The 23,354-nt window shown below is 42.3% G+C and carries 21 protein-coding genes; 12 read left to right on the top strand and 9 right to left on the bottom strand.

The window, feature by feature from the left end:
• Positions 1-21: 21 nt before the first annotated feature.
• Positions 22-756 (top strand): VpsP family polysaccharide biosynthesis protein, encoded by a 735-nt coding sequence (locus tag ISG33_RS15885; protein WP_195734614.1) that lies wholly within the window; start codon positions 22-24, stop codon positions 754-756.
• On the opposite strand, the gene ISG33_RS15880 is transcribed toward ISG33_RS15885, so the two are convergent.
• The 4 genes from ISG33_RS15880 to ISG33_RS15865 form a co-directional block, all read right to left on the bottom strand.
• Positions 740-2,152 carry an O-antigen ligase family protein gene (locus ISG33_RS15880; RefSeq protein ID WP_229333648.1) on the bottom strand — a complete coding sequence of 471 codons (1,413 nt, stop codon included), beginning with the start codon at positions 2,150-2,152 and terminating at the stop codon, positions 740-742. The two genes, ISG33_RS15885 and ISG33_RS15880, sit on opposite strands and share 17 nt — an antisense overlap.
• A 34-nt stretch (positions 2,153-2,186) precedes the next feature.
• A complete protein-coding gene (locus ISG33_RS15875; RefSeq protein WP_195734613.1) occupies positions 2,187-2,786 on the bottom strand; it encodes a hypothetical protein in 600 nt (199 codons plus the stop codon).
• Positions 2,787-2,896: 110 nt separating this feature from the next.
• Positions 2,897-4,840 carry a bifunctional diguanylate cyclase/phosphodiesterase gene (locus ISG33_RS15870; protein WP_195734612.1) on the bottom strand — a complete coding sequence of 648 codons (1,944 nt, stop codon included), beginning with the start codon at positions 4,838-4,840 and terminating at the stop codon, positions 2,897-2,899.
• 69 nt (positions 4,841-4,909) lie between these two features.
• The gene (locus ISG33_RS15865; RefSeq protein ID WP_195734611.1) at positions 4,910-5,554 is read right to left on the bottom strand and encodes a transglutaminase-like cysteine peptidase; all 645 of its coding nucleotides are present in this window, start codon (positions 5,552-5,554) and stop codon (positions 4,910-4,912) included.
• Between the two features lie 242 nt (positions 5,555-5,796).
• Here ISG33_RS15865 and ISG33_RS15860 point away from each other — a divergent pair, with 242 nt between their 5' ends.
• Genes ISG33_RS15860 through ISG33_RS15835 form a run of 6 tightly spaced genes read left to right on the top strand, consistent with a single transcriptional unit; the run spans position 5,797 to position 12,300 of the window.
• Positions 5,797-6,573: a WecB/TagA/CpsF family glycosyltransferase gene (locus tag ISG33_RS15860; RefSeq protein ID WP_229333647.1), complete on the top strand. Its 777-nt coding sequence runs from the start codon at positions 5,797-5,799 to the stop codon at positions 6,571-6,573.
• A complete protein-coding gene (locus tag ISG33_RS15855; protein ID WP_195734610.1) occupies positions 6,566-7,648 on the top strand; it encodes a glycosyltransferase in 1,083 nt (360 codons plus the stop codon). Before ISG33_RS15860 ends, ISG33_RS15855 begins: the two co-directional genes overlap by 8 nt.
• Positions 7,648-8,739: a glycosyltransferase gene (locus ISG33_RS15850; RefSeq protein ID WP_195734609.1), complete on the top strand. Its 1,092-nt coding sequence runs from the start codon at positions 7,648-7,650 to the stop codon at positions 8,737-8,739. The genes ISG33_RS15855 and ISG33_RS15850 overlap by 1 nt, the downstream gene beginning before the upstream one ends.
• Before the next feature lie 2 nt (positions 8,740-8,741).
• Positions 8,742-9,995, top strand: coding sequence for an O-antigen ligase family protein (locus ISG33_RS15845; protein WP_195734608.1), 1,254 nt, complete (start codon positions 8,742-8,744; stop codon positions 9,993-9,995).
• The gene (locus ISG33_RS15840) at positions 9,988-10,866 is read left to right on the top strand and encodes a glycosyltransferase family 2 protein (RefSeq protein WP_195734607.1); all 879 of its coding nucleotides are present in this window, start codon (positions 9,988-9,990) and stop codon (positions 10,864-10,866) included. Before ISG33_RS15845 ends, ISG33_RS15840 begins: the two co-directional genes overlap by 8 nt.
• Before the next feature lie 9 nt (positions 10,867-10,875).
• Entirely contained in the window at positions 10,876-12,300 is a 1,425-nt protein-coding gene (locus tag ISG33_RS15835) for an oligosaccharide flippase family protein (RefSeq protein ID WP_195734606.1), read from the top strand.
• 61 nt (positions 12,301-12,361) lie between these two features.
• Here ISG33_RS15835 and ISG33_RS15830 read toward each other — a convergent pair whose 3' ends face one another.
• The 5 genes from ISG33_RS15830 to ISG33_RS15810 form a co-directional block, all read right to left on the bottom strand.
• Positions 12,362-13,015, bottom strand: coding sequence for a hypothetical protein (locus ISG33_RS15830; protein WP_195734605.1), 654 nt, complete (start codon positions 13,013-13,015; stop codon positions 12,362-12,364).
• Positions 13,016-13,316: 301 nt separating this feature from the next.
• Positions 13,317-13,682 (bottom strand): group I truncated hemoglobin, encoded by a 366-nt coding sequence (locus ISG33_RS15825; protein WP_229333646.1) that lies wholly within the window; start codon positions 13,680-13,682, stop codon positions 13,317-13,319.
• A gap of 113 nt (positions 13,683-13,795) precedes the next feature.
• A complete protein-coding gene (locus ISG33_RS15820) occupies positions 13,796-14,650 on the bottom strand; it encodes a DUF3034 family protein (RefSeq protein ID WP_195734706.1) in 855 nt (284 codons plus the stop codon).
• 37 nt (positions 14,651-14,687) lie between these two features.
• Entirely contained in the window at positions 14,688-17,012 is a 2,325-nt protein-coding gene (locus ISG33_RS15815; RefSeq protein ID WP_229333644.1) for a bifunctional diguanylate cyclase/phosphodiesterase, read from the bottom strand.
• Positions 17,013-17,717, bottom strand: a complete 705-nt coding sequence (locus ISG33_RS15810; protein WP_195734603.1) for a cupredoxin domain-containing protein — start codon at positions 17,715-17,717, stop codon at positions 17,013-17,015.
• A 152-nt stretch (positions 17,718-17,869) separates the two neighbouring features.
• On the opposite strand from ISG33_RS15810, the gene ISG33_RS15805 reads away from it, so the two are divergent.
• From ISG33_RS15805 to ISG33_RS15785, 5 genes are read left to right on the top strand one after another with little or no spacing between them, the layout of a single operon-like run.
• Positions 17,870-18,490: a heme NO-binding domain-containing protein gene (locus ISG33_RS15805; protein WP_229333643.1), complete on the top strand. Its 621-nt coding sequence runs from the start codon at positions 17,870-17,872 to the stop codon at positions 18,488-18,490.
• Positions 18,490-20,448 (top strand): response regulator, encoded by a 1,959-nt coding sequence (locus ISG33_RS15800; protein WP_195734602.1) that lies wholly within the window; start codon positions 18,490-18,492, stop codon positions 20,446-20,448. Before ISG33_RS15805 ends, ISG33_RS15800 begins: the two co-directional genes overlap by 1 nt.
• Before the next feature lie 3 nt (positions 20,449-20,451).
• Entirely contained in the window at positions 20,452-21,609 is a 1,158-nt protein-coding gene (locus ISG33_RS15795; RefSeq protein WP_195734601.1) for a response regulator, read from the top strand.
• A 10-nt stretch (positions 21,610-21,619) separates the two neighbouring features.
• Entirely contained in the window at positions 21,620-22,846 is a 1,227-nt protein-coding gene (locus ISG33_RS15790; protein WP_195734600.1) for a hypothetical protein, read from the top strand.
• Complete coding sequence (locus ISG33_RS15785; protein WP_195734599.1) at positions 22,846-23,307, top strand: hypothetical protein; 462 nt, start codon at positions 22,846-22,848, stop codon at positions 23,305-23,307. Before ISG33_RS15790 ends, ISG33_RS15785 begins: the two co-directional genes overlap by 1 nt.
• The last annotated feature ends 47 nt before the right edge of the window (positions 23,308-23,354 follow it).

The following is a 23,354-nucleotide window of genomic DNA, read 5'->3' as shown; positions in this document are numbered from 1 at the left end:
GGCTAGCGTGGTAAAGTGCTAATGAGAAAGCAAAGTAAACTAGTGGTGACTACCGCAAAAACCTTATTGTTTATTGTGGCTTTAATTGGCCTAGTGCTTAGCTCAAGAAATGGCCTGGCAAGTTTGGAGTTTTATTCAGTTAACAATATGCTCGAGCAGTGGCAAGAAGACGAAAGTAAGGCGGAAAAACAACTCAATGAGGCCTTGTTAAATACCCTCAAAGCAAACAGCTTGCACCCTAGTCACCCAATGTATATTGATATTCTTGGGCAGCTAAATGAATGGACTGCTTTGTCTGTACATTCAGGAGACGAGCAATTAAATGATAAAAACGAACAACTCGAGAAGGCCAAAACCTTCTATCGTTCGGCTATTTTGCAACGCCCAACTTGGCCGGTTACCCATGCGTCTTTACTGATTGTTAAGTGGCGAATGGCTGAGTTCGATGAAGAAATGGTCTCGGCAATTTCTAACGCAATTAAGTTTGGCCCTAAAAAGCCTGAGGTGCACTTAGCGTTAATACAATTCGGTTTGGCTAGCTATCAATCAAACCATCCATTCTATGCGCACGTGCGTGCGGTGTTGCCCGAATACATAGAATTAGGCATGAGAAATAAGCTCATCAAGGCTCAAGTGTTATCGACTATTCAACGTTATGATGCAAAACGTACGAGCTGTCGCTGGTTAAGCAAACTAGCCAATACAGATCGCTTTCCCCGAATGGTCTCGTTAAGGGAGCTTAACTGCGAGGCCTAAGTTTTAAGCTGCTAGATATTACTGCTAGGGCAATAAACAACACAAAATAGCAGGCATTCGCATAGGCCTGAAGTGGAAAGTCAACACTGGTGTGCATTGCCATTCCAATAAATACCATTACGCAGGCGAAAGCACTTCCCTTAAAAATTGAATTCTTGCGATTACGCATGGCGTGTAAGGATTTATAAGCAGCGTATAGGCATATTAACAAAAGTATTGAAAAGCCAAGTAATCCGTATTCAATTGCGAACTGCAGATAATCGTTATGTGTATGATCGTAGAAGGGCAACACATCTGCATTTTGATAACCTGGGAAGACCGAATAGAAACTGCCTGCTCCAGAGCCACTTATGGGGAAGTCCTTGATCATTGGCAAAGCGTCAACTATCACTTCATCTCGACTTTCCTGAGCTAAACTTGTTTCGCCTAGTCGACTTTTCACCTTATCAAGTCCAAAGTAAGCACTAACAATGAGCAGATCAACAATAAACATCGAAATGATCAGAAGCGTCAGTCCTCGGCTTCGCTTCTTAATTAGGAAGAGTGCCAAAACACCGGTAACAGTCATCGCAACGAAAAAAGCTGTATTCCCCATGCGCGAGCGACTCATTACAAGACCGATAACCATAATTGCCAAGCAAACACGAAACAGTGCTTTACTGCTGAGCAGAGTAGATGCAACTGAGCGCAACAGGTCGCGCGGAGAGCGCATTTGGTCTTTTTGCAAACTGGTAACTAATAGGCCGATACCCGCTGCTAAGCATAGCATTAAGAAATTGGCATAGTGATTTTTGTATACAAAGCTACCTGTGGCGATTTGCTCTGTCTCGATGTTAAAGATCCAACTGTGTTCTAGCTTTAACAGTACTTCAAGGCTGCCATAGGTAGCTTGGAAGGTGCCTGCCGCGAGCATGGTCATTAACAATGCTTTTATGCGTTGTTCGGAATTAAGCAGTAAAAGAGCTGATAGAAACAGACAAAAGAAGGAAAGCAGCTTTTGAAGGCTTATGGCACTTTGTCCTGGGTCGAGCGACAAGCTAAACTCCAAAAGGCCTACGTTGCGCTGCAATTCGTAAGCCACTGGAGAAAGCCATTCGACTACGCCCTCGGGCAGATGGACAATTTGCATGCATGCTAGCACTATCATAGCAATCCACAATGCAATAATGACTGTGTATTTTTTTAGCGAATAAATTTGTTGGCTTGTCGAGTTGATGCATAAGATGATGGTTAACGCAAAAATTGCAATTTGAAATAAATTCCAAGCCCATGGTCGGTTGGCACCTAAGGGGATAGGCAGCAAAAATACAATCAAGAGTAGTGACGAGAATAGGAAGGAATTAACTTTCGTCTTCATTTGCGAGCTTTGTTGGCTAGCATTTTCAATATGCAACATTTGCATTCATGCGGTGCATGATTGGGTGCGAATATTAGTTGGTTGAGGCTGTAGTGTCGCCACCGCCACCGCCGCCAGCACCAATACCAATACCTACAGGAGAAATTGGCCCTGTTTCAATTGCTGCACCAGCCGCTGTTGCAGTAGAAACCGTTGAAGGGTCAGCGCCAGCTTGAAGTGCGGCAACTAAGGCATCTTCAGGTGTGATTGCACCGGTAATAGCTGCACCATCTAGGACCTCTTGGGCAAAGTCGGGGTAAAGCACAATACCAAGCGTAATAATTTCTATGGTTTTTGCTGGGCTCTCTTCGATTAATACTTTAGTAACATCGATAAGGCTATTTACTTGAACCATTTCACGATAAAAGTCGTTGGAGAGCGGGACGTTAAATGCCACGGCCGATTTCGCGTCGGGACTTAGAGTTGTGTCGTCTTCCGTCATGGAAGAGGCGATAGCTAGGCTGATGGCTTGATCAGTTGACTCACCTTGTTCAACAAGCAGTATCACGTTTTCATGCAAACGGTTACCTGGTTGCACATCGTCACCAAAAATAGTGGATGTTGCGATTGTCTGAGCAGCGGCACCCGCTAGGGTGACTAAGCAAAGAAAACAGGTTATCGCAAATTTTTGCATCGTCGGTTCCGTTGGTGGTTGATATTAACTTTTTCGCTTTGCATTTAGCAGACCGAAAATCTTTTATTACTAGCGCCGTTAGTTTACTCAATATTGTCGTTTTTGGCAACTTAACTTAGGTCAAGTTTTACGATCCTCGGCGCGTCAATGAAATATCCTTGCTGGAAGTCAACGCCAGCATTGGCAAGCCATTCAGATTCCAATGCACTTTCTACCATTTCGGCAATAACCTTGATATTTAGGCCATGTGCTATCGAAATTAATGATTCTACAAAGAATTGATTATCTTGCTCATCATGGATATTTCTCACATAGCGACCATCAATCTTTAAGTAATCAGGTTTTATCGCTTTGAGGTGCATAATGCTAGCAAGTTGAGCGCCAAACCGTTCAACGGTAATTCGAATGCCAAAGCCTTTGAGTTGTTTAATAAAAACTGAAATAGCATCCGAACCATTGATTAATGCTCGCTCAGGTATTTCGAGGGTTAGTCTTTCACAGACTTTCTCGTAAAGATGAAGGTGGCTGAGCAGCCATTGCTGGAATTCGGCGTCGAGAAGAGAGCTACGAGAAATATTGAGTGCAAATTTATCCTGTGTTACCGAAGCAATCTGCAATGCATTGGTCATTAGCATTTTGTCTAACTCGCATGCGTAGTCTAAACGAAGTGATGCCGGTATAAGCTGTGACATTGGCATCATTTCTGTGTTTTCGGGATTTTTAATTCGAGCAAACCATTCATAATACTCAACAGTCATTTGTGTACTTTTGATTGGTTGTGCGGCAAAGTCAGCATGGTTTTCACTAATAAGTGTTGAAATTTGCTCTCGCCACTGGGTGTTGCTCTGGCTAAGTGCAATATTAGCAGAAAACTGCCATTGCTCAGGTAAGGTGGCCGCTATTGCGAGTGCGCTATCAGCTCTCTCTAAACAACTCGGCATTGCATCTTTATAACTGAATTCGGTAGCGCCTATGTGAGCTGTGCCCTGTGTATATTCTGATTTCTCGATACGTTTGAAGTTTGTGCCGAGTTCCTCAACGATACGTTGGCATTTACCCTTATCAATATCCTCTAGTATGAGGCCAAAATCAGCTCCTGCTATCCTGTACAGCGAAAAATGTGCCAAGTGCTTAGCACAAACCTGTTTAATCTCAGAGCATAGGGTTTGCAGATAATTATCTCCTTCATTTATACCGATATGTTCGTTAATTGAAGAAAGGCTGCTTGCTCTTACAAATACTAGAAAACCATGAGGGTGATGCTGTTCGTCTCGCAAGAGTTGCTCGAAAGCGAGCTCAAATGATCGCCGATTACCCACTGCCGTTAGCATGTCGGAGTAAGCTAACTTACGATACTGTTCTGATTGTTTACTAATTTGTTGAAACATTGCAGACAATTTGGATGACAAGGTATTCATTGCGATAACAAAAACGCTAAGCTCTGGCGTGTTGGGGATGTGTTCAATTTTATCGAAATGGTTATTGCTCATGCTTTGAGCCTGGCTCACTACATCTTTAATTGGCCGTGTGATCATTTTTACCAACGCATAAACAAAGAATAGGCCAATAATAAAAATCACAGTGATAATCGAAAATATGTTGGTTGCGTTTTTCCAAAGTTGAATATAGCCAAAACCTGGATTGCTTCTCACTTCTAGTCGGCCTGCAATGTTCCAGCCGGTATTGAGCTCGGTTGAGGAGGTTGGCGTTGTGATAGGAAATAGGCTGATAAACCACGCAGGCACCTTATCGACTGAGCTAGGATTGGTTTTCTCTACTAGTATATTTCCCTTGGCATCAAATAAGACAATAGATTGATAGTAGCCTCTATCGAAGATAGCGTTGGTCATAGTGTCAATAATGGGCAGGGCCGCTTCGTCGCCCAGATGGGGCATTATTGCCAAACCCAAGGAAGTCGCAGTATCTTGAGAGTGAGAGCTTAATTGCTGCTCTAGGTAAGCTTGCGTATTGCTAATATTGACCCACATTGTTGATAGGAAGACGATCAGTAATACAAGAAAAAAACCGAGTCCTAGTTGTTTGGATAAAGTCATACTTGCTCCCTTAGCACGATGAACAATGAATCACCGCGTAGATAATCTAAAATTATATGTTCAAAAGATTTAAAAACCACTTTTCATTCTCTCATTAAGGTCTAACCATAGACTGTTATTGCCTTTTCCTTGCATCTGTCTACCTCTTCCTTGTGCCTTCGCTAACCATAAACCGTCACCATTAAAACTGTATATCGGGATTAAGTCACTGCGTCTATTGGCAGGTAAAATGCGCTTGTTGAGGTTGTCGAGTACAAGTGGAATAGCATCTTTGCTTTCGTAATAAGCCAATACCATATGTGCTTGTGGAGGTTTAGTTGCTGTGACATACATGAGCCGCAATTTTGATTTGTCGACTCCCAACTCAACTAGAGTGAAATATTTTGCTATCGTAAAGTCTTCGCAATCACCGGCATTGCTCGACAAAAACTCGATAGGGGTGGCCCAGTAATCTTCTTTGCCCCAAAGGGTTTTATCATCAACGAAATCAAGTTTGTTGAAAAAGTCGTTTACGCTCTGTAGCTTTTCGTCTTCAGCTTCGTTATTCAAATCACTGAGTAAGCTCTGCCATCGCTCTATGCGTTGTAAAGCTTTTGCGCCGTAGGTATCAACAATGCCTTGTTTGTCGATCTTGTCAAATGCTAAATTTGACCAAGCAAGATAAGGTAAAAGTAGCAAAAAAAGACTGCTGCCTAGCCAAATGCTTGCTCTCATAAACAATATTATCTCAACACCTGATGATGAAGCCGCGCATAAATAGGGGCTTTTGAGTAGTTAAGTTCTTTCATTATCAACGTGTTCATTATATTATTCATGGGCATCGCCGACGAAGTTCAGATATGCGCCTTTCGCCGAATATTCGGAAGATAGCTTAGTATTATTATCGGGTGCAACATTTCTATTTTTTAACACGTTTAATCTCTGTTTTGGCACTTTTATCAAGGAACTCGAGTCTTTTGCCTACTGATAGCCAACAATTTACATATATTGCCGGAATAAAGATAGCATGCATAAATCGCTTGGGGATGGTCAGTGTAATCCTTGATAGGGTAAAAAGCTATTCTCGCGGGGACAGCCCTTTTGTCATTTTCGATGCTAACGGCCACGCAATTTCTCTGGCCAATAGCTCTACGACATTTATGCATAGCCTTAATCAAGCAGATTTAGTGCATGCTGATGGCCAAAGTGTGGTTCGCTTTTCTCAATGGATAGACGGGCATGAAATACCCGAACGCACGGCAACCACAGATACTATTACCGACTTACCTGAGTTGTCAGAACATAGCTTACGCCATTTCTTGTTGGGTGGAAGCGAAGAGACGGTTTCAAACTGTGCTCAAATTTTAAACTCTACATATCACAACTTTCATATCGCAGGTGCTTTGCATGGTTACTTCGATAAGTCTAAGTCTGATGAAGTTATTGCACACATAAATGCATCGAATGCAGATGTGCTATGGGTCGGCTTTGGCAAACCGATTGAACAATATTGGATAATGGAAAATAAAAGCAAGTTGCGGGTACCGGTTATCATCAGTTGCGGTGGTTGTTTTAACTACGTAACAGGTGACTATAAACGCGCCCCTTTATGGATGCAGAATAGGGGCTTGGAGTGGGCTCACCGAATGCTCACCGAGCCTAAAAAGCTCTTTTGGCGCTATTTAACAACTAACCCACACGCAGTGTATTGTGTATTGAAACATAAATTTTTTGGCAAAAAGAAATATGACTAAACGCGTTTTGTTTCTACTCAAGGAATATAAAGCCGACGGAGGAATTGAGCGCGTGAGCAGAAATCTCGCAAATGAGTTTCTTGCTCAAGATTTGGTCGTTTTTTTTCATTTGTTGCAAGGTGCTGAACTTCAAGATCCGCGTTTGGGCTCAACATTCAAGGTCACTCATACAGAAGCTGATTCTTCTGCCCTAAAACGCATTCGCCAAATGCTGGCACTGATAAAGCGTGAGCAAATAGATACAATCATAGCGGCAACTGAAACAGCTAATATTGCTGCTCTTATATGTAAATGCTGCTATCCCCAATTGAAGATAGTATTTACTCGGCATTGTGCTTTTGACGTATCGGGGCAAAATTTAAGTCCTCGGCAAATTAAATTACTTTATTGCCTTTATGTGTGTTTCGGGAAGGTTGTAGCGGTCTCGAAAGCCTTACAGAAAGAACTGATTAAGACTGTTCCCTTGTTCAAAAACCGTATTGCGTACTTGGCAAATCCTTCTGTGGTAAAGGAAATGAAGCAACTGGCTCAGCAAACGATTGAGGGCTGGACTAGGGAAAATTATTTCGTTGCAATAGGAAGGTTGGAGCAACAGAAAGGCTTTGACTTACTTTTGCAAGCTTATGCTTTAGCTTTGAAGGCTAACGCGCAACTACCACTGTTAGTTGTTGTTGGTGACGGTTCACAAAAAAATCAGCTTCTAACGCTTAGCAAGACATTGAATATAGATCATGCAGTGGTTTTCACCGGGTTTGTGCCAAACCCTTATTATATTCTGTCGAAAGCCTGCTGTTTTGTTTTGTCGTCTCGTCACGAGGGGATGCCAACCGTTTTGATTGAAGCGCTATCATTAAATATACCCAGCATTGCCTTTGCTTGCCCGACCGGGCCGGCTGAAATTATTCAGCATAAGGTGAATGGATATTTGCTTAACAACGGCGATATTCATGCTTTGTCTCAGGCGATGTTGAGTTACGATGAATTGCCTTGCGAAAACCTTGAGCAAAGCGTCTCTCAGTTTCACTCCGAACAGGCCGCTCGGGCATATTTAACACTCATCGGTGGTGAGCACTAATGGCGTCGATTTGTATCGTATTACATGACCTTCGCGGCGGTGGCGCAGAGAAAATGATGCTGAGGTTGGCAAACCAAATGAGCGAAATGGGTCATCAGCTTAGTTTTGTACTCGTAGGTAAAGGGGGGGAGAATAGCGTTTTTTTATCGGCCGACATTGCTGTGATTGAATTAGACTGTGAACGCACGCTACACGCTTTCTGGCCTCTTCGTAAAGCTATTAAAAGACTGAATCCTGATGCAATATTATCCGCATTAACTCACATCAATGTGATCGCGTACTTAACTTGTTTGTCATTGGGCTGGCAAAAGCGCTTGAGTATGAGTGAGCGCAACACCTTTTCAAGAGACAGAAGCGTTAATAACAATGCTACTATGAAGTTAGCATACGCCATCGCCCCTTTCGTTTATCGAAGAAGCGTTAAGCCGATTATTGCTGTATCTCAAGGTGTTAAAGAGGATTTAATTAGTGAAACAAATTTGCGCGAGCAACAAATTGCAGTTGCTCCTAATCCGGTTTTAGCAAAAGATTTATATTCTCAACTTTCGCAGCCTCCATCACACGATTGGCTGGTGAATAAAGAAACAAAGGTCATTGTTGCCGTTGGCAGACTGGCTCCGCAAAAAGGCTTTGATTTATTGCTGGAGGCGCTGTCAAAAGTAAATAAGCACGTTAAGTGTCGGCTAATCATTTTTGGCGAGGGAGAACTCAGAGCCGAGTTGGCTGAGCAAGCGCAAAAGTTAGATTTAGAAAAGCTTGTGTCTTTTGCAGGATATTGTTCTGCGCCTATGTCTGAAGTGGCAGCGGCAGATTTGTTCGTGCTATCCTCTCGTTTTGAGGGAAGCCCCAATGTGCTAGTTGAGGCTATGGCTTGCAATACGCCTGTCTTGGCTTTTGATTGTCCTCATGGCCCAAAAGAAATACTGGTAGAACAAAAACACTTGTTGGTAGCTTACTTAGATGTGGATGAGTTATATCGAAAAATAGTTAGCTCCTTGGAAAAAGAGCACAGTGCAGAGTCATACAAAAATACGGTTGCACGTTTTGATGTGAAGCTTTCAACATCACGCTATTTGGAGCTTATGCTGTAGCTATGACAATAACAAAGCATCAGTTTTATTCTACATTTTTGCTCATTGCTTTGGCTTTTTACATGGGCTTTATTCGTTTTTTTGCTAGCTTGTTAAGCGGCGACGATCAGCGCTCTGCATTTGAGAGTGGGGTGAGCGGAAATATAATAAATCAAATTGTAGGCTTGGGTTTATTAGCCGTTAGCCTGTTTTTTCTTATTCAACAACACAAAACTAAGCTAAGACAGCTGTGGTTATTTGGTTGGCCATTGTTACTTTTATGTGGCTTGTTTATATTGTCGATATCATGGTCGGATGTTAGCTCGGTATCCCTCAGGCGTTGTGTAGCGTTTGTAACCTTAGTGCTAGTTTGTTACACCATTGCTCAAGTTTTCACTCCTATTTCCTTGTTAAATCTATTAGCTAATCTTGTTTGTGCCACCGTCGTTATAGGCTTTGCTTACACTTTTATAAGTGGGAGCGAATTATCATTAGGCTTAAGTGATCGCGAGGCAGGTTTTAGAGGCATGTTCGATAACAAAAATGGGGCAGCCAGAGTGTATGCATATGGCCTTCTGCTTTTTATAGCGCTAAAACGCTATCGCAGTTTTGTTGATAAAATATTATTGTCTATGCTCATACTTGCTGTTTTGCTCTCTCAATCCGCGTCTGCCGTAATGATGTGTATAATTGGGGGCTCTATCATCCTTGCTTTGAACTTGTTGCGAGGGCGAAATAAAATACATACGCTACAACGTTTATTTGTACTTTCTTTCGTGAGTGCTCTGTTTGGATTTATCGCCTACTACAGTTACGACTTTATTCTGTCGTTATTGGGAAGGGACAGTAACCTGACAAACCGAGCAATAATTTGGGAGTTACTTACACCTTACGCCCAAGACAAGTGGTTACTAGGTTATGGTTTTGGTGCCTTTTGGGCTAGTAGTACAGTAGCTGATTTTATTCAACGCTGGGATTTTATTGGCAATGCGCACAGTGGTTATTTTGAAGTCGTGTTGCATTCAGGTGTGATTGGTTTTGTGCTACTTTGTTTGATGATTTTTGTTGCGGTTCAGCGCGGTTTCGCCGTTTACATTCGAACATCGCCTCAGCGCAAGTATGAAACCGTTTTTTGTTCCGCGCTATTCCTTGTTCAAGCTATTACCAATTACATTGCGTATATTATTCTTAATCACAACAGTTTTGATATGTTCTTATTTACTCTCAGCTTCTTCATTATAGCTAGACTATACTTTCTAGGGAAAACAAATGCTTAGTGGGCTAGAACAGCGTTCAACGCTTTCCTTTTCGGTTATCATAACAAGCTTCGAAAGGCCTTTGTTTTTACTTGAGTCTCTCACTAGCGTTCTCTCTCAAGAGCTTGCTCCTGTCGAGATTATTGTTGTTAATGATAGTCCTAGCTTTGATTATTCAGCTTGTGAGACGCTTTTATCGAATCCACTTTGTAAGACACTATTCACACAGGGGCAGGAAGGTGCAAATAGAGCCAGGAACATCGGCCTATCCGAAGCTAAAGGCGATATCGTCGCTTTCTTAGATGACGATGACGTGTGGTTCCCAAGCTACCTTCGCAGAATTAGTGAGGTTTACCAGGCTTTCAGTAATGTCTCGTCGACGGTTTGTGGAAAACAAATATTAGGTAGCGAGCTTATCAGCGTAAATAAGGCAAACTATGTTAGCGACGCTGAACTCAAAAAGGGCAATACTTTCTGTGGCTTCAGCGGCTTTACCTGTGAGGCTGAGCTGTTAAAAAAACATTGTTTGGATGAGTCTTTGTCAAATGCGCAAGATTGGGATCTGTATATTCGACTACTATGTTCAGGTGCGCTAATCAAAAATATTCCTGAACCTTTGTTCTTTTATCGGGCAATGGTGGAATCGGGTATCACCTATAAAAATCATATATATAACGAGAAGAATGCCAGTTTAATACTAAAGGCCAGTATTAAACACAAGGAATGGTTGGGAGAGCAAGCTTTCAGACGCAGAGTCAGTTGGATGACACTGAATAACCTAAAGCGTAAACAACACAAACTAAAGTGGCTTGCATTGTGTGCAAAGCACATAGGTTATTGGGAAACGCTCAAAGCTATTCTTATAAAAACAAAGCACATGGAAAAATCATGAGTATTCGATATGAGTAGCAATGCTATCGCTCGGCTGCAGCGTCTTGCATGGATATTTACTGAGAAGTTTGGCTTAATTTTTCTCTCCATTTTTTCATTTTTCGTGTTTTCGTATTTCCTCACGCCTTATGAACTCGGGATCGCAGTGCTCATGTTAGCGATTGCGGAACTCGTTTCACTCTTTTTTTCTTCAATGATTGATAACTCATATATTTCGAAAAAAGACATAACGCCGCGAGACGATGGTACGCTTTTTTGGGTCGGGCTTCTATTAAGCACGGCCATCGCTTTTGTTTTGGCTTTGCTGTTAGCTCGCTTCACCTTTGACGACATCTATTTTTGGCACATTATGTTGGCAATGACTTATTTGCCTCTACAAGCGCTAGCGAGAGTTCATATCGTTCATCTCAGAAGGGACGGAGACTTTAAGTCCTTGGCCCTGCGCACACTCTTAGGAAAAGTTGTTGGTTTGTTGGCTGGTTGTGCTCTGGCAGTTGTCGGTTTAGGAGTGCTCGGTTTTATCGTGCAGTCGATATTCATGGCGGCGATTTCCTCTTTTTTGATTTTACTCAAACACCGCCGACACTTACCTCTGAGTTTCGATATTAACCTACTTAAAGAAACCTTCATTCTTGGCTTTCCTGCAGCGCTTAAATCATTAAGTGAAAATGCGGTAGATAAGGGAATAATATTTGCGCTGAGCATATTCAGTGGCCCAAGTGCAGTAGGTTTATTTAACTTTGCTAATAGATTGGTGCAATTGCCAGCCAAGGCGTTTAGTAGCGCGGTAATGACTTACGGTCATCCTGTGCTTTCTAGGAAAGTAAATAATAAACTTGCTGTGAGTGATTTTTTCCTGGGTTTAACTCAAGTCTGCTTTATGGTTATCAGTCCTTTGTTTGTAGTGTTTAGCGCGTTAGGGGACTCCATTGTTGAATTGATTTTTCTTGAACGCTGGTGGCCCGCAGGCGAATTGCTTCAAGCTTTAGCATTAATTGCTGCCTGCTCTTTTACTTACGTTTTGGTGCCCAGCTTGCTGGTGGCCTATAAAAGCACTCACAGGGCTTTGTATGCAGAGCTTATTTCAACTGCTATTGCCATTTTAGTGTGTTTGTATTTTGCCTCGTCGCTCGGTGCATTCGCTGGCGTAGTGAGCATTGGCGTAAAATTGGCAATCATGTTGCCAGTAAATCTTTTTGTAGCACAATCAATCACTCAGGGGGCTTGGAAATTAACGATGGCCTTGTCTCGGCCTTTTATTTATAACGCTGTGATCTTTTATCTCTTGCATGTGCTGAAAGGGTCGTTCGGTCAGGTTGGTATATTAGAAATATTGGCTCTATCAGTCATTGCGCTTTCAAGTTACCTTGTATTGTTCTTTCTTTTTGAACGAAGAACGCTTTCTGCCTTTTGGCAACTATTCAAAGCCAGTTAAATAATTCGTAGACATAAAAAAGCCGTCACATCGGTGACGGCTTTTTGTTCGAAAAATTGAGTTACTTGCGTTTGCGTATCGCGATAAGCCCTGCAATAAGCAATAGACTTAACACAGCTGGCGCACTCACTTCCTGAATAGACAGTTGAAACTCTCTTAATTCAGCTTCACCTTCTCTTTCTATGCCGCTAATCACAAAAGTAAGTCTGTCGACGCCGCCGATAAAGGTAGAGCCACCTAACAGTACCATTTCATCAAATCTTCCCTCACGATGAGAAGCTGATAAGTTCGTGAACAGCTGAGTGAAAAGAGTCTCAACGCCACCAAATAGTGTCAGTTCCAACTCGCTGATCTCTTCGTTCGAGTTGGTCTTTGCGTCATTAAATAATGAAAACGAGCGAATGTCGACGATTCTGTTCAGCAATACATCAATAATGAGACTGTTTGTAGCCGAAATTGGCACTTTCTCTGCGTCAGATAGGCCTTCTATCTGGCTAAGTCTGAAGATAGTGTCGATGTCACCACTGATACCTCTTTGGCGACCGATGTCTTCATCAAAAAGAAAACTGCCTGCAATGCCAACATTGCTCAACTCGTAGCTCTCTGGAACGGTGATGATAATGCTATCTATATCGTCGTTTGTGATAAAGGCCGCTTGCGCTGCACCACACCCAGCGATGAGAAGGATCGTACTTATGAGCTTTTTAAATTTCATTGCTACCTCTACAGAAAATATTTTAAAACATACGCTACTTATATTGTTTGAGCAGTCTGTTTTATTTGCTAACGCTGTCGCATCATTGCGTCGCGTTATTTTTACTATTCGAACTCACTTTTCGAAGTCCATCTAGCAAAAAGCGCTTTTGCAATAAAAAAGCAATATTCATACCAAGTAAAAGCAGCTAGGTGATTACTGCGTTTTAGCGATGATATAGATTATTTATGAGAGCTTTGTAAATATTATCGACACTAAATATGTAAGCAATTTATATTCACATTTGGGGGCAAAAGCAAATTTATTTGTAAAGCATTTGGTCACGCGTTTGCGCCATTTCTTTTAGTAAACGATTTTGAAGAGGGTGTGAAATGCCAGCTTTGGTCATTGCAGCAATAAAAAGGTCGACTGTTCGATTGAAATCGCGTTCAGTAATGTTCATGCCAGTGTGAACTTGTTCCATCGTGTCACCGCTGTATTGACAAGGGCCTTCGCTCATCACACAAAGTTGTTCAACAAGCTTGTTCTTAAAGCGTTTTATGTTTGAGTTTGCAAAATACGGATATATTTGTGCGTCGAAGGAAATCTCATCTACAAAATTATCAGCTATTTCCTCAAGTTTGTTCTGCCCACCCAACTGTTCATATAGCGTACTATTCTTATTCATTCCTTGTGAAGAGTTAATTGTGCAAGCACTAAATAGAAGTGTAAAAAATGCTGACAGTATTAGCTGAAGGCACCTTGCGTTAACACTATGTCTTTCATTTACTCTTGTCATTACTATAGGTGCCCATTAAGTGAAATGTATAGACCGTCCTGCTTTGCTGCGCCCGCTATGCTGCCAAGTTCAGTCCATGCTACTGTTAATGATAAGTTTTTATTAGGAATGTAGCTAAAGAAAACGTCGAACCAGTCGTCTTCGCCCAAGTTTAGGTTGTCGGGTTTTTGTCGATATTCGACACCTATCACCAAATTTCGCGAAAGTAGTATGCCCGCAGAAGCTTCTACCATGAGTTCGTAGCGATCGTTACTCGGGCCTCCAAATCCCAAAATGCCGAGCTCATTCGCTTTAGTTGCTCGGGCAGTCAAATTCCAGACTGTGTTGTAGCCACTAATGGCGCCAAGGTGAACCTTGGTTGCCGCAAAGTAAATATCGGTGCCAGAAGAGCTCGCTGCGCCTAAAGCATTAGGGATGGTAGCATCTTCATTTTTCTTATGTTGTAAACCAAGGCTCAATTGAGGGGAGTATCCATATACAGCATCGCCATAAAGTTTGTATTTTAGCCCAATGATATGCTGCTTAATATCAACCCCCGAGGTTTTTAAATCAAAACGCTGCTGAGCAACACTCACTTCCACTCTATCGTAAAATGAGGCACTTAGTGTTTGTACGGCAAGTCTGTAATCGTTTAGTTCGGCTGAGCTCACGCTTACTGATAGTGATAATTCGTCGTGGCTATCATATCCTGATAGCGTCGCCCAAGGCACTAGTCCACCACCACCAGAGCCTTCAACTTGGCTAAGACCTGCGGTGGCAAGCAGTTTTCCTTCAGCGCCTAAGCTCAGGCTATGGTTACTAAATATAGCGATACAAAATAAGAATTTGGCTGTGAACAATAGGGGATGCTTGTGCATGATTAAGAAGCCGCCGTTAGAGTCTATATAATCGATTTTATGAATGTTGAGGCGATGCAGCATAGTCTTTATGCCAACTGATATATTTTTGTGCATCAATCGGGCGACAAATATGATAACCCTGTGCAAACTCGCAGCCGTAGTCTGTGAGGAGTTTAAGAGACGCTTCATTTTCAACGCCTTCAGCAACCACTTCCATATTAAAATCATGAGCCAGCTTAACTACGGTTTTTACGATTGTTTGATCAGATTGCTGTTCATCCAGTTTCAATACAAAGCTCTTGTCCACTTTAAGGATATCGGCTGGTAGTCTGCTTAAATAGGAGAGTGATGAGTAACCTGTACCAAAATCGTCAATCGCAATTTTGAAGCCGGCATCACGCATGATGGCTAACTGTGTTACTGCTTTTTGTAAGTTCCTTACCAGTTGCCCTTCGGTCATTTCGAAGGATAAGACACTGGTGGGCAGGGAATTCTCTTTTAGCAGCTTGAGCACCATTGACAGCAACTCAGGATTCATGACGTCTTGAGCTGATATGTTGATAGCGACAGTAATATCTATGTTCTCTTCTTTGAAAGATAAAATATCATCAATTGCACGTTTGAAAACCCAGTTTGTTACTTCTCCGATGAAGCCTGCGTGTTCAGCAACAGCAATGAAGTCCTCTGGCGATACAAAACCTAGAGCTTTGTTGTTCCACCTAATCAGTGCCTCGACGGTTTCAACTTTATTGCTATGTAAACTCAGTTTAGGTTGATAGAACAGGGCTAGTTCGTCGCTGTCCTCAGCAAGTGCCTTTTTGAGCTCGGTAATAATGGCAAGGCGTCGGGTGTACTTCTCTTCAAGCTCATTAGAGAATGGCAGAATAAACTGGCGAGAAATTTGTGCCTCATCAATCACAATATTCATTTTTCTAAATAATTCGCTAGGCGAGTGGGTATCGGAAGGGCAATTTATAATGCCCATAGCTACCTTCATCGGAATATTTAGGCCAGGGGCAGTTACATCTCCGTCAAGGGATTGCTTTATGCGTTCAAGTTCCGCTAGGGAAACCTCTTCGTTGGGCACCCATAATAATTCACCTCCGGTCAGGCGCGCAGATAAGCCACCCAAGCTAGCAACCCGTTCTGCAAGTGTTTCCAAGCAGATATCACCATTGTCGTAACCAAAGGTATCGTTTATACCGCGAAAGCCAAATATGTTGATCCCGATCGCTTGAAAGCACTCGTTGTTCTCAAATTTTTCGTTGAGTAGTTTTTCTACGTGGTTTCGATTATAAAGTGTTGTGAGTAAATCATGTTGAGCTTGATAAATGACCTTGTCTTCGCGGTCTTTAATATTAGTTTGCATAGTATTAAAGGCGTCAGAGAGTGTACTAAGCTCAGATGAATGTCCTACAACCGCTGTGTAAGCTTCGTAATTACCACTCGCTATTTTCTTAGCATGTTGGGTGAGTGTTTGGATTGGCTGTACTAGTTTTTTTGATAGCAGGGCACCGAAAAAGATGGCAACTACCACAGCGGAAACGGCGATCAAACCAATACTGAGTTGTAAGCTAACAAAGTCGCTGAGTATGGCGTTGACGTTGTTCGATAGAATAAAGTCTACCCGTAGATCTTCTTTTTCAATCAACACAAAGGAAGTTGATATGTAGTCATGGCTGGATGATATCGCCAGAATAGGCCATGAAAGCGTATTGAGTTCCTCAATTGCTTTACTCTTTGCAAGATCGTCTTTACTCAAGGTACTTATGGCATAGGTGCGTTTGTCGGTATTTACCGATATTGTGGTATCGAGTTGTGTGATGTTTTTCAGTTGTTCGGCGATACTCTGATCAATTTTAAAACCCATCATAGCAACGGCGATGGTTCGCGGTGCTCTAACATCGGCAAAAAATACTTGATATAACTGGCCGTCCAGAGAAAGTATCGAACTTGACACGCCTTTATCGATAGCTTCTTGAATTAGGTCGGGGTACACAAACACGGAGTTAGCTTCGAGCTTGGCCGGCACACTTGTGATCACCTCATTGGATAGCGTGAAAAGAGTGATTAGGTCAGCATTGATGCGCTTGCCATGGTTAGCTAATAAGCTTTCTATCGTTGCTTTGTCTCTGCTGGCAACAACTTGTTTGAAGCCAAAGTCGGAAGTGAGCAAAGACGTAGAGGTTTCAAGCAAGGCTTCCTTGTCGTCCAACACTTTGGTGAGAATGTTTTGGGCTACCTGCAGGTCTCTTGAAAGCTGAGCTGTCGCCTGATCGCTCGTCGATTTCCAAATGAACACCAGCAGGCTTATCGTAGTGAGCACTACAATATTGATAATGAGGCGATTTATGCGTTGATTTAGTGATTTTTGCATCATTTAGCGACCAAACTTCCTCTTAAATCCTGTTTGCTCTTTTGTGACTTGCTCTGGCTCCAAAATAAATGGAATTGTCACCCTGTGAAAACTTGTATCGGCAGGGATGCTGATTTCTATTATTTGATCTTGCATAACTGACAATTGTGGATGCCAAACTGATGCCTTAATACTCGTCGTTTCACTCACCTCGGACAGAAACTGAACATTTCCATTTACATCGCTTAAGTAGCTAGGCTGGCCATTGCTCACGTAAATGTAGCCAATCATGTTATCGTGAATGTTACAGCCAAGCACAACGACACCATGATTTTCAAACGATATAGTCTTAGTGTCTTGCCCGCTAAATAGCTTTATTTCGAACTGATTAGGGTGTGAAAAGCTATATACATGATGTCTGATTTCGTCGCTGTTGGGGAAAGAGACTTGTTGGCCTTGTTCTACAATGAGCACCGTTGGAGAAAACTGTTCATTGATTTGGTCCATCACAGCGGCTTTTTCTTCTATTGTCGGGTTCAGCACAGTTTTTACATCTGGCGATGTGATACTTAGCACTGCGTTGGGCACCGGTGCATTGTTTTGGTCTACAATAGTGACTGTTATTTGTTTTGCACCAGCATTGAAAGTGAGTGCTAATACAGAGAGGCAAGAAAGGACGATACGAGCTTTTAGTGACAAATTTGATAAAAAAATAGAAGTCTGCGCCAAGATAAAAGCTCTTTAATGATAACCGATACGGCATTTTATCAAGGAGCACATTTTGTTCCGTTTAAGTCATTATAATTAAGTCTAACTATTCATACTTTATTCTAAAGCGTAAACGCATACTCTAGGTGCGAAAGGTAGTTCCATGGAAGCAAGTGACACATAATATTGAGCTTTACGGTAACAAGGAGGGTTTTTCTTCACTTTTACAAGGTAACGCAATGAAAGGTATCGTTTTTACTGAGTTTTCACAGATGGTTGAAGCCGCGTTTGGCGAGGATATGTTAGACGACTTGATTGACGCAACAAATCCTAAGTCTGGTGGGGCTTATACGTCGGTAGGAACCTACGACCATGTAGAGCTAGTCGACATGGTGGTTGAATTGAGCGCTAAAGTTGATATTCCCGTACCAAAGCTGATACACACCTTTGGCGTGCATCTTGGAAAGGTGTTTACCGAGAAGTTTGAGAGTTTTTTTAAAGAAGCCGGCTCTACGTTAGAATTACTTAAGCAAATAGATAAACACATTCATGTTGAAGTTCGAAAACTTTATCCCGATGCCGAGCTTCCCCATTTTTCCTATCAAGACGCGCTTACTGATGATGACGGTTTTAAACTTCATTATCAATCAACCAGAGGCTTTGCTGATTTAGCCGAAGGATTAATTGCATCCACATCTTCGTATTATGGGGAGTCTTTCACGGTTGAACGTAAAGACTGGGTTGAGCAAGATATTCACAATACTATTTTTACACTCAGATCCGAGGGCCAGTAATGCCCAGCGACCTCATCCGCTTGGAAAAGCGACTGGCCAGGGAGCAATTAGCAAGAAAGGAAGCTGAAGATTTACTCGAGATAAATAGTAAACAGCTGTTTCAAAAGAACCGGGAGCTGTCAAAGCTCAGCGAAAGTTTGGAAAAGCTAGTCGCAAAACGCACCTCACAAATGCAAAAGGCCCGCGATGACGCCTTACTTGCCCTGCAGGTTAAATCTGATTTCATCGCAAATATGAGCCATGAGCTAAGAACACCAATGAATGGTGTGTTGGGCGTATTAACCTTGCTTTCTGACGAGGAACTTACCCTAGAGCAGCAAGAATTAGTCTCGGTGGCGCTTACGTCTGGCAAGCATTTGTTAGGTGTCATAAATGATATTCTTGATTTTTCTAAGATTGAAGCAAAAAAAGTAGAGCTAGAGTTATCACCGGTTAATGTAAAAACCTATTTCCAATCGGTTTGCGCCCCGTTCATTTTAGATGCTAAAAACAAAGGCATAGAATTTCGTTTCAACATTGATGCGGCCGTTCCAAATGTGTTGATAACTGATCCACTTCGGCTGACCCAAATTATCAGCAACTTATTATCCAACGCCATTAAATTTACCGACAACGGCGGCGTGTTTCTCTCATTCACACCTTTCAATTCAAAAGGTGTGTATCGTTTAACCGTTGCTGATTCCGGAATAGGCATTAGCAAGGAGCACATCAGTACTGTTTTTGCGGCTTTTGAGCAAGCCGATACCAGCATAACCCGTGATTTTGGTGGTACTGGCTTGGGTATGAACATCACTAAAAATTTGGTTGAAATGTTCAATGGCGAAATTACCGTTGAGAGTGAGTTGGGTGAGGGCACTACCTTTCATGTAGACATTTGTTTTAAAACAAGTGACGCCGCCTTAGAAGATATGACTTTGGTTCGTACTGTTAACACAGCAGATGAAGCAAGCCTAACTAATAGTCGTATTTTGCTGGTTGAAGATAACCCTGTAAACCAGATGATAGCAATGAAAATGCTATCCAAATGGGATTGTCATGTTGAGCTAGCAGACGATGGCAAAAAAGCGATAGATATGCTGGAGATGAACGACTATCACCTGGTACTGATGGACCTGCAAATGCCTGTGATGGGAGGGATCGAAGCAACTCAATTGATAAGAGCTTCTAATAAGGCTTATGCTGATGTACCGATCGTCGCCATGACCGCTCACAACTCTACCGAGCACGTTGAAGAGTGCTATAGCGTAGGAATGCAAGATCATATTTCAAAGCCCATCGAGCGTGAGAGCTTAAGAGCAGTTGTATTAAAGTATTTAAGTGCAGTGACAGAGGGAGAAACTGACAGTCAGGATGTAGAAATAGAGACGGTGCTGATTGATGGTATCGACACCCAGAGTAGTCTTGACCGACTTGGTGGAGACTGGCCCCTTCTGTATTCTCTAATCGAGCGCTTTTTGCAAGAGCATGCAGACTTCGCAGCGAAAGTTAGTGAGTTAAAACAAAGTGATGACAGCACGAACGCTATTATTTTATTACATAAGGTAAAAGGTGGTGCTGGCAACTTAGGTATCACTGAACTTGCGGATTGGGCGGGTGAATATGAAGCTTCGTTAATCAATCACGATAGTTGGCCCAAACAGCAGGCGATAATAAAAGTACAGCGCTTTCTAGAAGGGCTTAATAAAAACTTTGCTGCAGTCGATAACCCCATTAAGACAACAAGTACTACCGACTTGAGAAAAGAAAGCTTAGACTATATCAAATCTGGGTTGGAAGAGCTTTTAACGTTAGTAAACAAAGACTTATTTGCTGCTGAAGACATACTTAACGACATTCTTGAATGCGAACTGTCTCCTCAGCTTCACGAAGAGTTACTGCATGCCAAAGATTCAATGCTTAAATTTGATACAGCGGCCGTTTCAGCTTCAATTAACACTGCGATCACGCTGATAGGATAAAGAATGAACAAGAATAGAATTCTACTTGTTGACGACTCTCCAAATGAACTTCGCATTTTGATGGAAGTATTGAAAGATAAGTACGCGATAGTCGCCGCTACAAGTGGTTTTCAAGCCGTGCAAATGGTGAAAGATGACCCCGATATTGAGCTTGTCTTGCTCGATGTTGTTATGCCCGATATGGACGGCTACGAAACATGTAAACAAATTCTTGAAACAGCCCCGCAAATGCCAGTGATGTTTGTATCGGGTAATACGCACACCGAGGAGATTTTGCGTGGTTTCGACGTGGGTGGCCTTGACTACCTGACTAAACCTATCGATGCCACACTAGTTGCAAGAAAAGTAAAAGTAGTGATTGAGGATAGAGCTCGTATTGCCGAATTATCCGACGAAAACCGTGAAACTACCGATATGGTGATGTCGGTAATTGCGAGCGCTGGTCATCTAGGGACGGTACTGGGATTCTTACGCAGTGGCTTGAAGATACGAACACCAGAGGCACTGATTAGCGCTTTGTTCGATGTTTTTGACGGCCTAAATATTGATGCTTGTGTGCAATTACGCACTGATAAACGCATAATAAATCGTTCATCTCAAATGATGATTACTCCATTAGAGCAAGACTTGTTAAATAGAGCTGCTTCAATGACAGCGAGATTTTTGGAGAAGGGTAGCCGATACATTGTCAATTTTGAAAGTGTGTCGGTGATCATAAAAAATATGCCCGATGACGAAATGGAGAGAGGCGACTTACGCGACAATCTGATGATGATCATTGAGGATACCGACGCTCTAAATAAGAAAATATCTGGAAGTTTAGATGATGCTCCAGCGAGCAATGTTGCCAATAGCGACCTCAGCATCAATAACCTTCGCGACGAACTTCAAGATATTCAATCCACAATGGAAATGATCATCCAAATGCAAACCCAGCATAAGCAAAAAACCATGCATATTATGGAAGACATGCAAAGTGAACTCGACGATTGTTTCTTTAAACTGGGGTTAATTGAAACTCAAGAGCAAACCATTTCCACCACAGTTAACAGCAAGGCATCGGAAATGATATTGCACATAGATGAGGGGATGCATGTAGAAGACAATCTAACTACCTTACGAGACCGCTTGGTTGTGCTTACTTTTGACTTAGAAGGGTAGTGAATAAAACGTGAAAATACTTTGCAAATACACCCCGCAGTATGTTGCCAAGATATGTAGTTATGGATTATGTATTCTTGCGCTCGCATTGGCGTCATTGCCTAGCCTAGCCGATGATAGTAGTTTTGAGTTTAGCGGCTTTGGCAGAATAGTAAGCGGCGCGATCGACGATGACAGCCTCAGTTTTGTAGGCTATGACAATGAGCTTTCGTTTTCAGAGCAGAGCTTACTCGCGATTCGTGGTGATTTTAGCTACTCCGAGAAATTATCTGTGGTCGCTCAGGTGTTAGGCCACAGTGGAGAAAGCAGAAAAAGTGGCGTGCAGTGGCTGTATTTACAATACGAGCCGACAACTAATTTGTCATTTAAACTAGGACGTCAACGCATTCCTTTTTTTAATTACAGCGATGTAATAGATGTGGGCTTTGCCTACGATTGGATTTCACCTCCTATACAAGTTTATACAAATTACGTATTTTCTGATTTCGATGGCTTAACAAGTCGATACAAGTATTCAGCGTCTTCAATCACGGGGTCTCTAAATGCATATTATGGCTTTTTTGAGGGCGAACTTGTCGTTTCTGGCGATCGCCGCGAGGCTGATGTTCAATACGTTTTCGGGCTTGCAGGCGACGCTCAGTGGAGAAATTTCCTCTTTTCCGCGGCTTATCATGAGGGCTCGGTTTCCGTAATAAACCAAGAGTTGAGTGGATTTCAAGATGTCTTACGGCAGTTGAATTTCTTGCAAAGCGCCAATTCACTTGATATCGATGGTAATGCAAGCTTCTACAAGCTGGGTTTATCATACGAGACTATCGACTATTATATTCGTTCTGAATTTACGGCTATTCGCTCGGATATTCTCTTCGTTCCTGATTTGGACGCGGGTTATTTGAGTATGGGGTATCATTTTCCCGCAGTATTGCTCCATGCAACACTGGCCAGCAGCGATGCGCAATATGGCAGCTTTCCAAGCGAAATTCCCTTTGGTGTTAATCCGCAGTTAGATGCTCTAGGTTTTGGTTATCAACAAGTTATAAACTCTTTGCCTGTTGATAGCTTAGATAGTTTTACCGTGGGAATACGTTATGATTACACTATTAACATAGCACTTAAGGCAGAGCTAAGTTTCCTTAGTGGCAAGCAGGGCGATCGAGCATTTTTCGATGTTATAGACAGCACATCGCAAAAACCAGAAGCGCTCTTATATCAATTTGCTGTGGAGTGGATATTCTAATGAAGAATAATTTGCTCGCGTCAATCAACAACAATAAGTCATTTGGTAGAAGGGTGGGCTTGGGTTTGTCTCTTGCTATATTATGGACAACGCCGATATCTACCGCTTTTGCAAAAGTAAAACTGATAGCCAACGTCGATGAAGAAATTAGCCTCAGCCGCCAAGAGGTGAAGTCCTTATTTTTAGGCGGGGCTGTTCAATATGAGCTTAGCGCGGTTGCGCTAGAGCCAGATCATCGTACTCGTTTGCAGTTTAATACGCACGTGCTGGGCTTAACCGAATCACGTATACAAAGCTACTGGGCTCAAATGCGTTTCTCTGGTAAAAGTAAGCCACCGCGAGAGTTGGCATCTGAACAAAGCGCCATTGCTTACGTCATGAATAATAAAGGTGCAGTGACTTATGTGGATGAAGCTACGGAGCTTCCCGATTCATTAAAAGTAGTGTTTGAAACCAAATAGTCTATTTGGCAGCAAGTACTAGCAACGTATAAATGGGTAAAAACTCA

This window comes from Marinibium conchae (genome assembly GCF_015595035.1).
GTDB lineage: Bacteria > Pseudomonadota > Gammaproteobacteria > Enterobacterales > Alteromonadaceae > Glaciecola.
The sequence above is the reverse complement of the archived record's forward strand: the minus strand, read 5'-3'. Positions and strand labels throughout refer to the sequence as shown.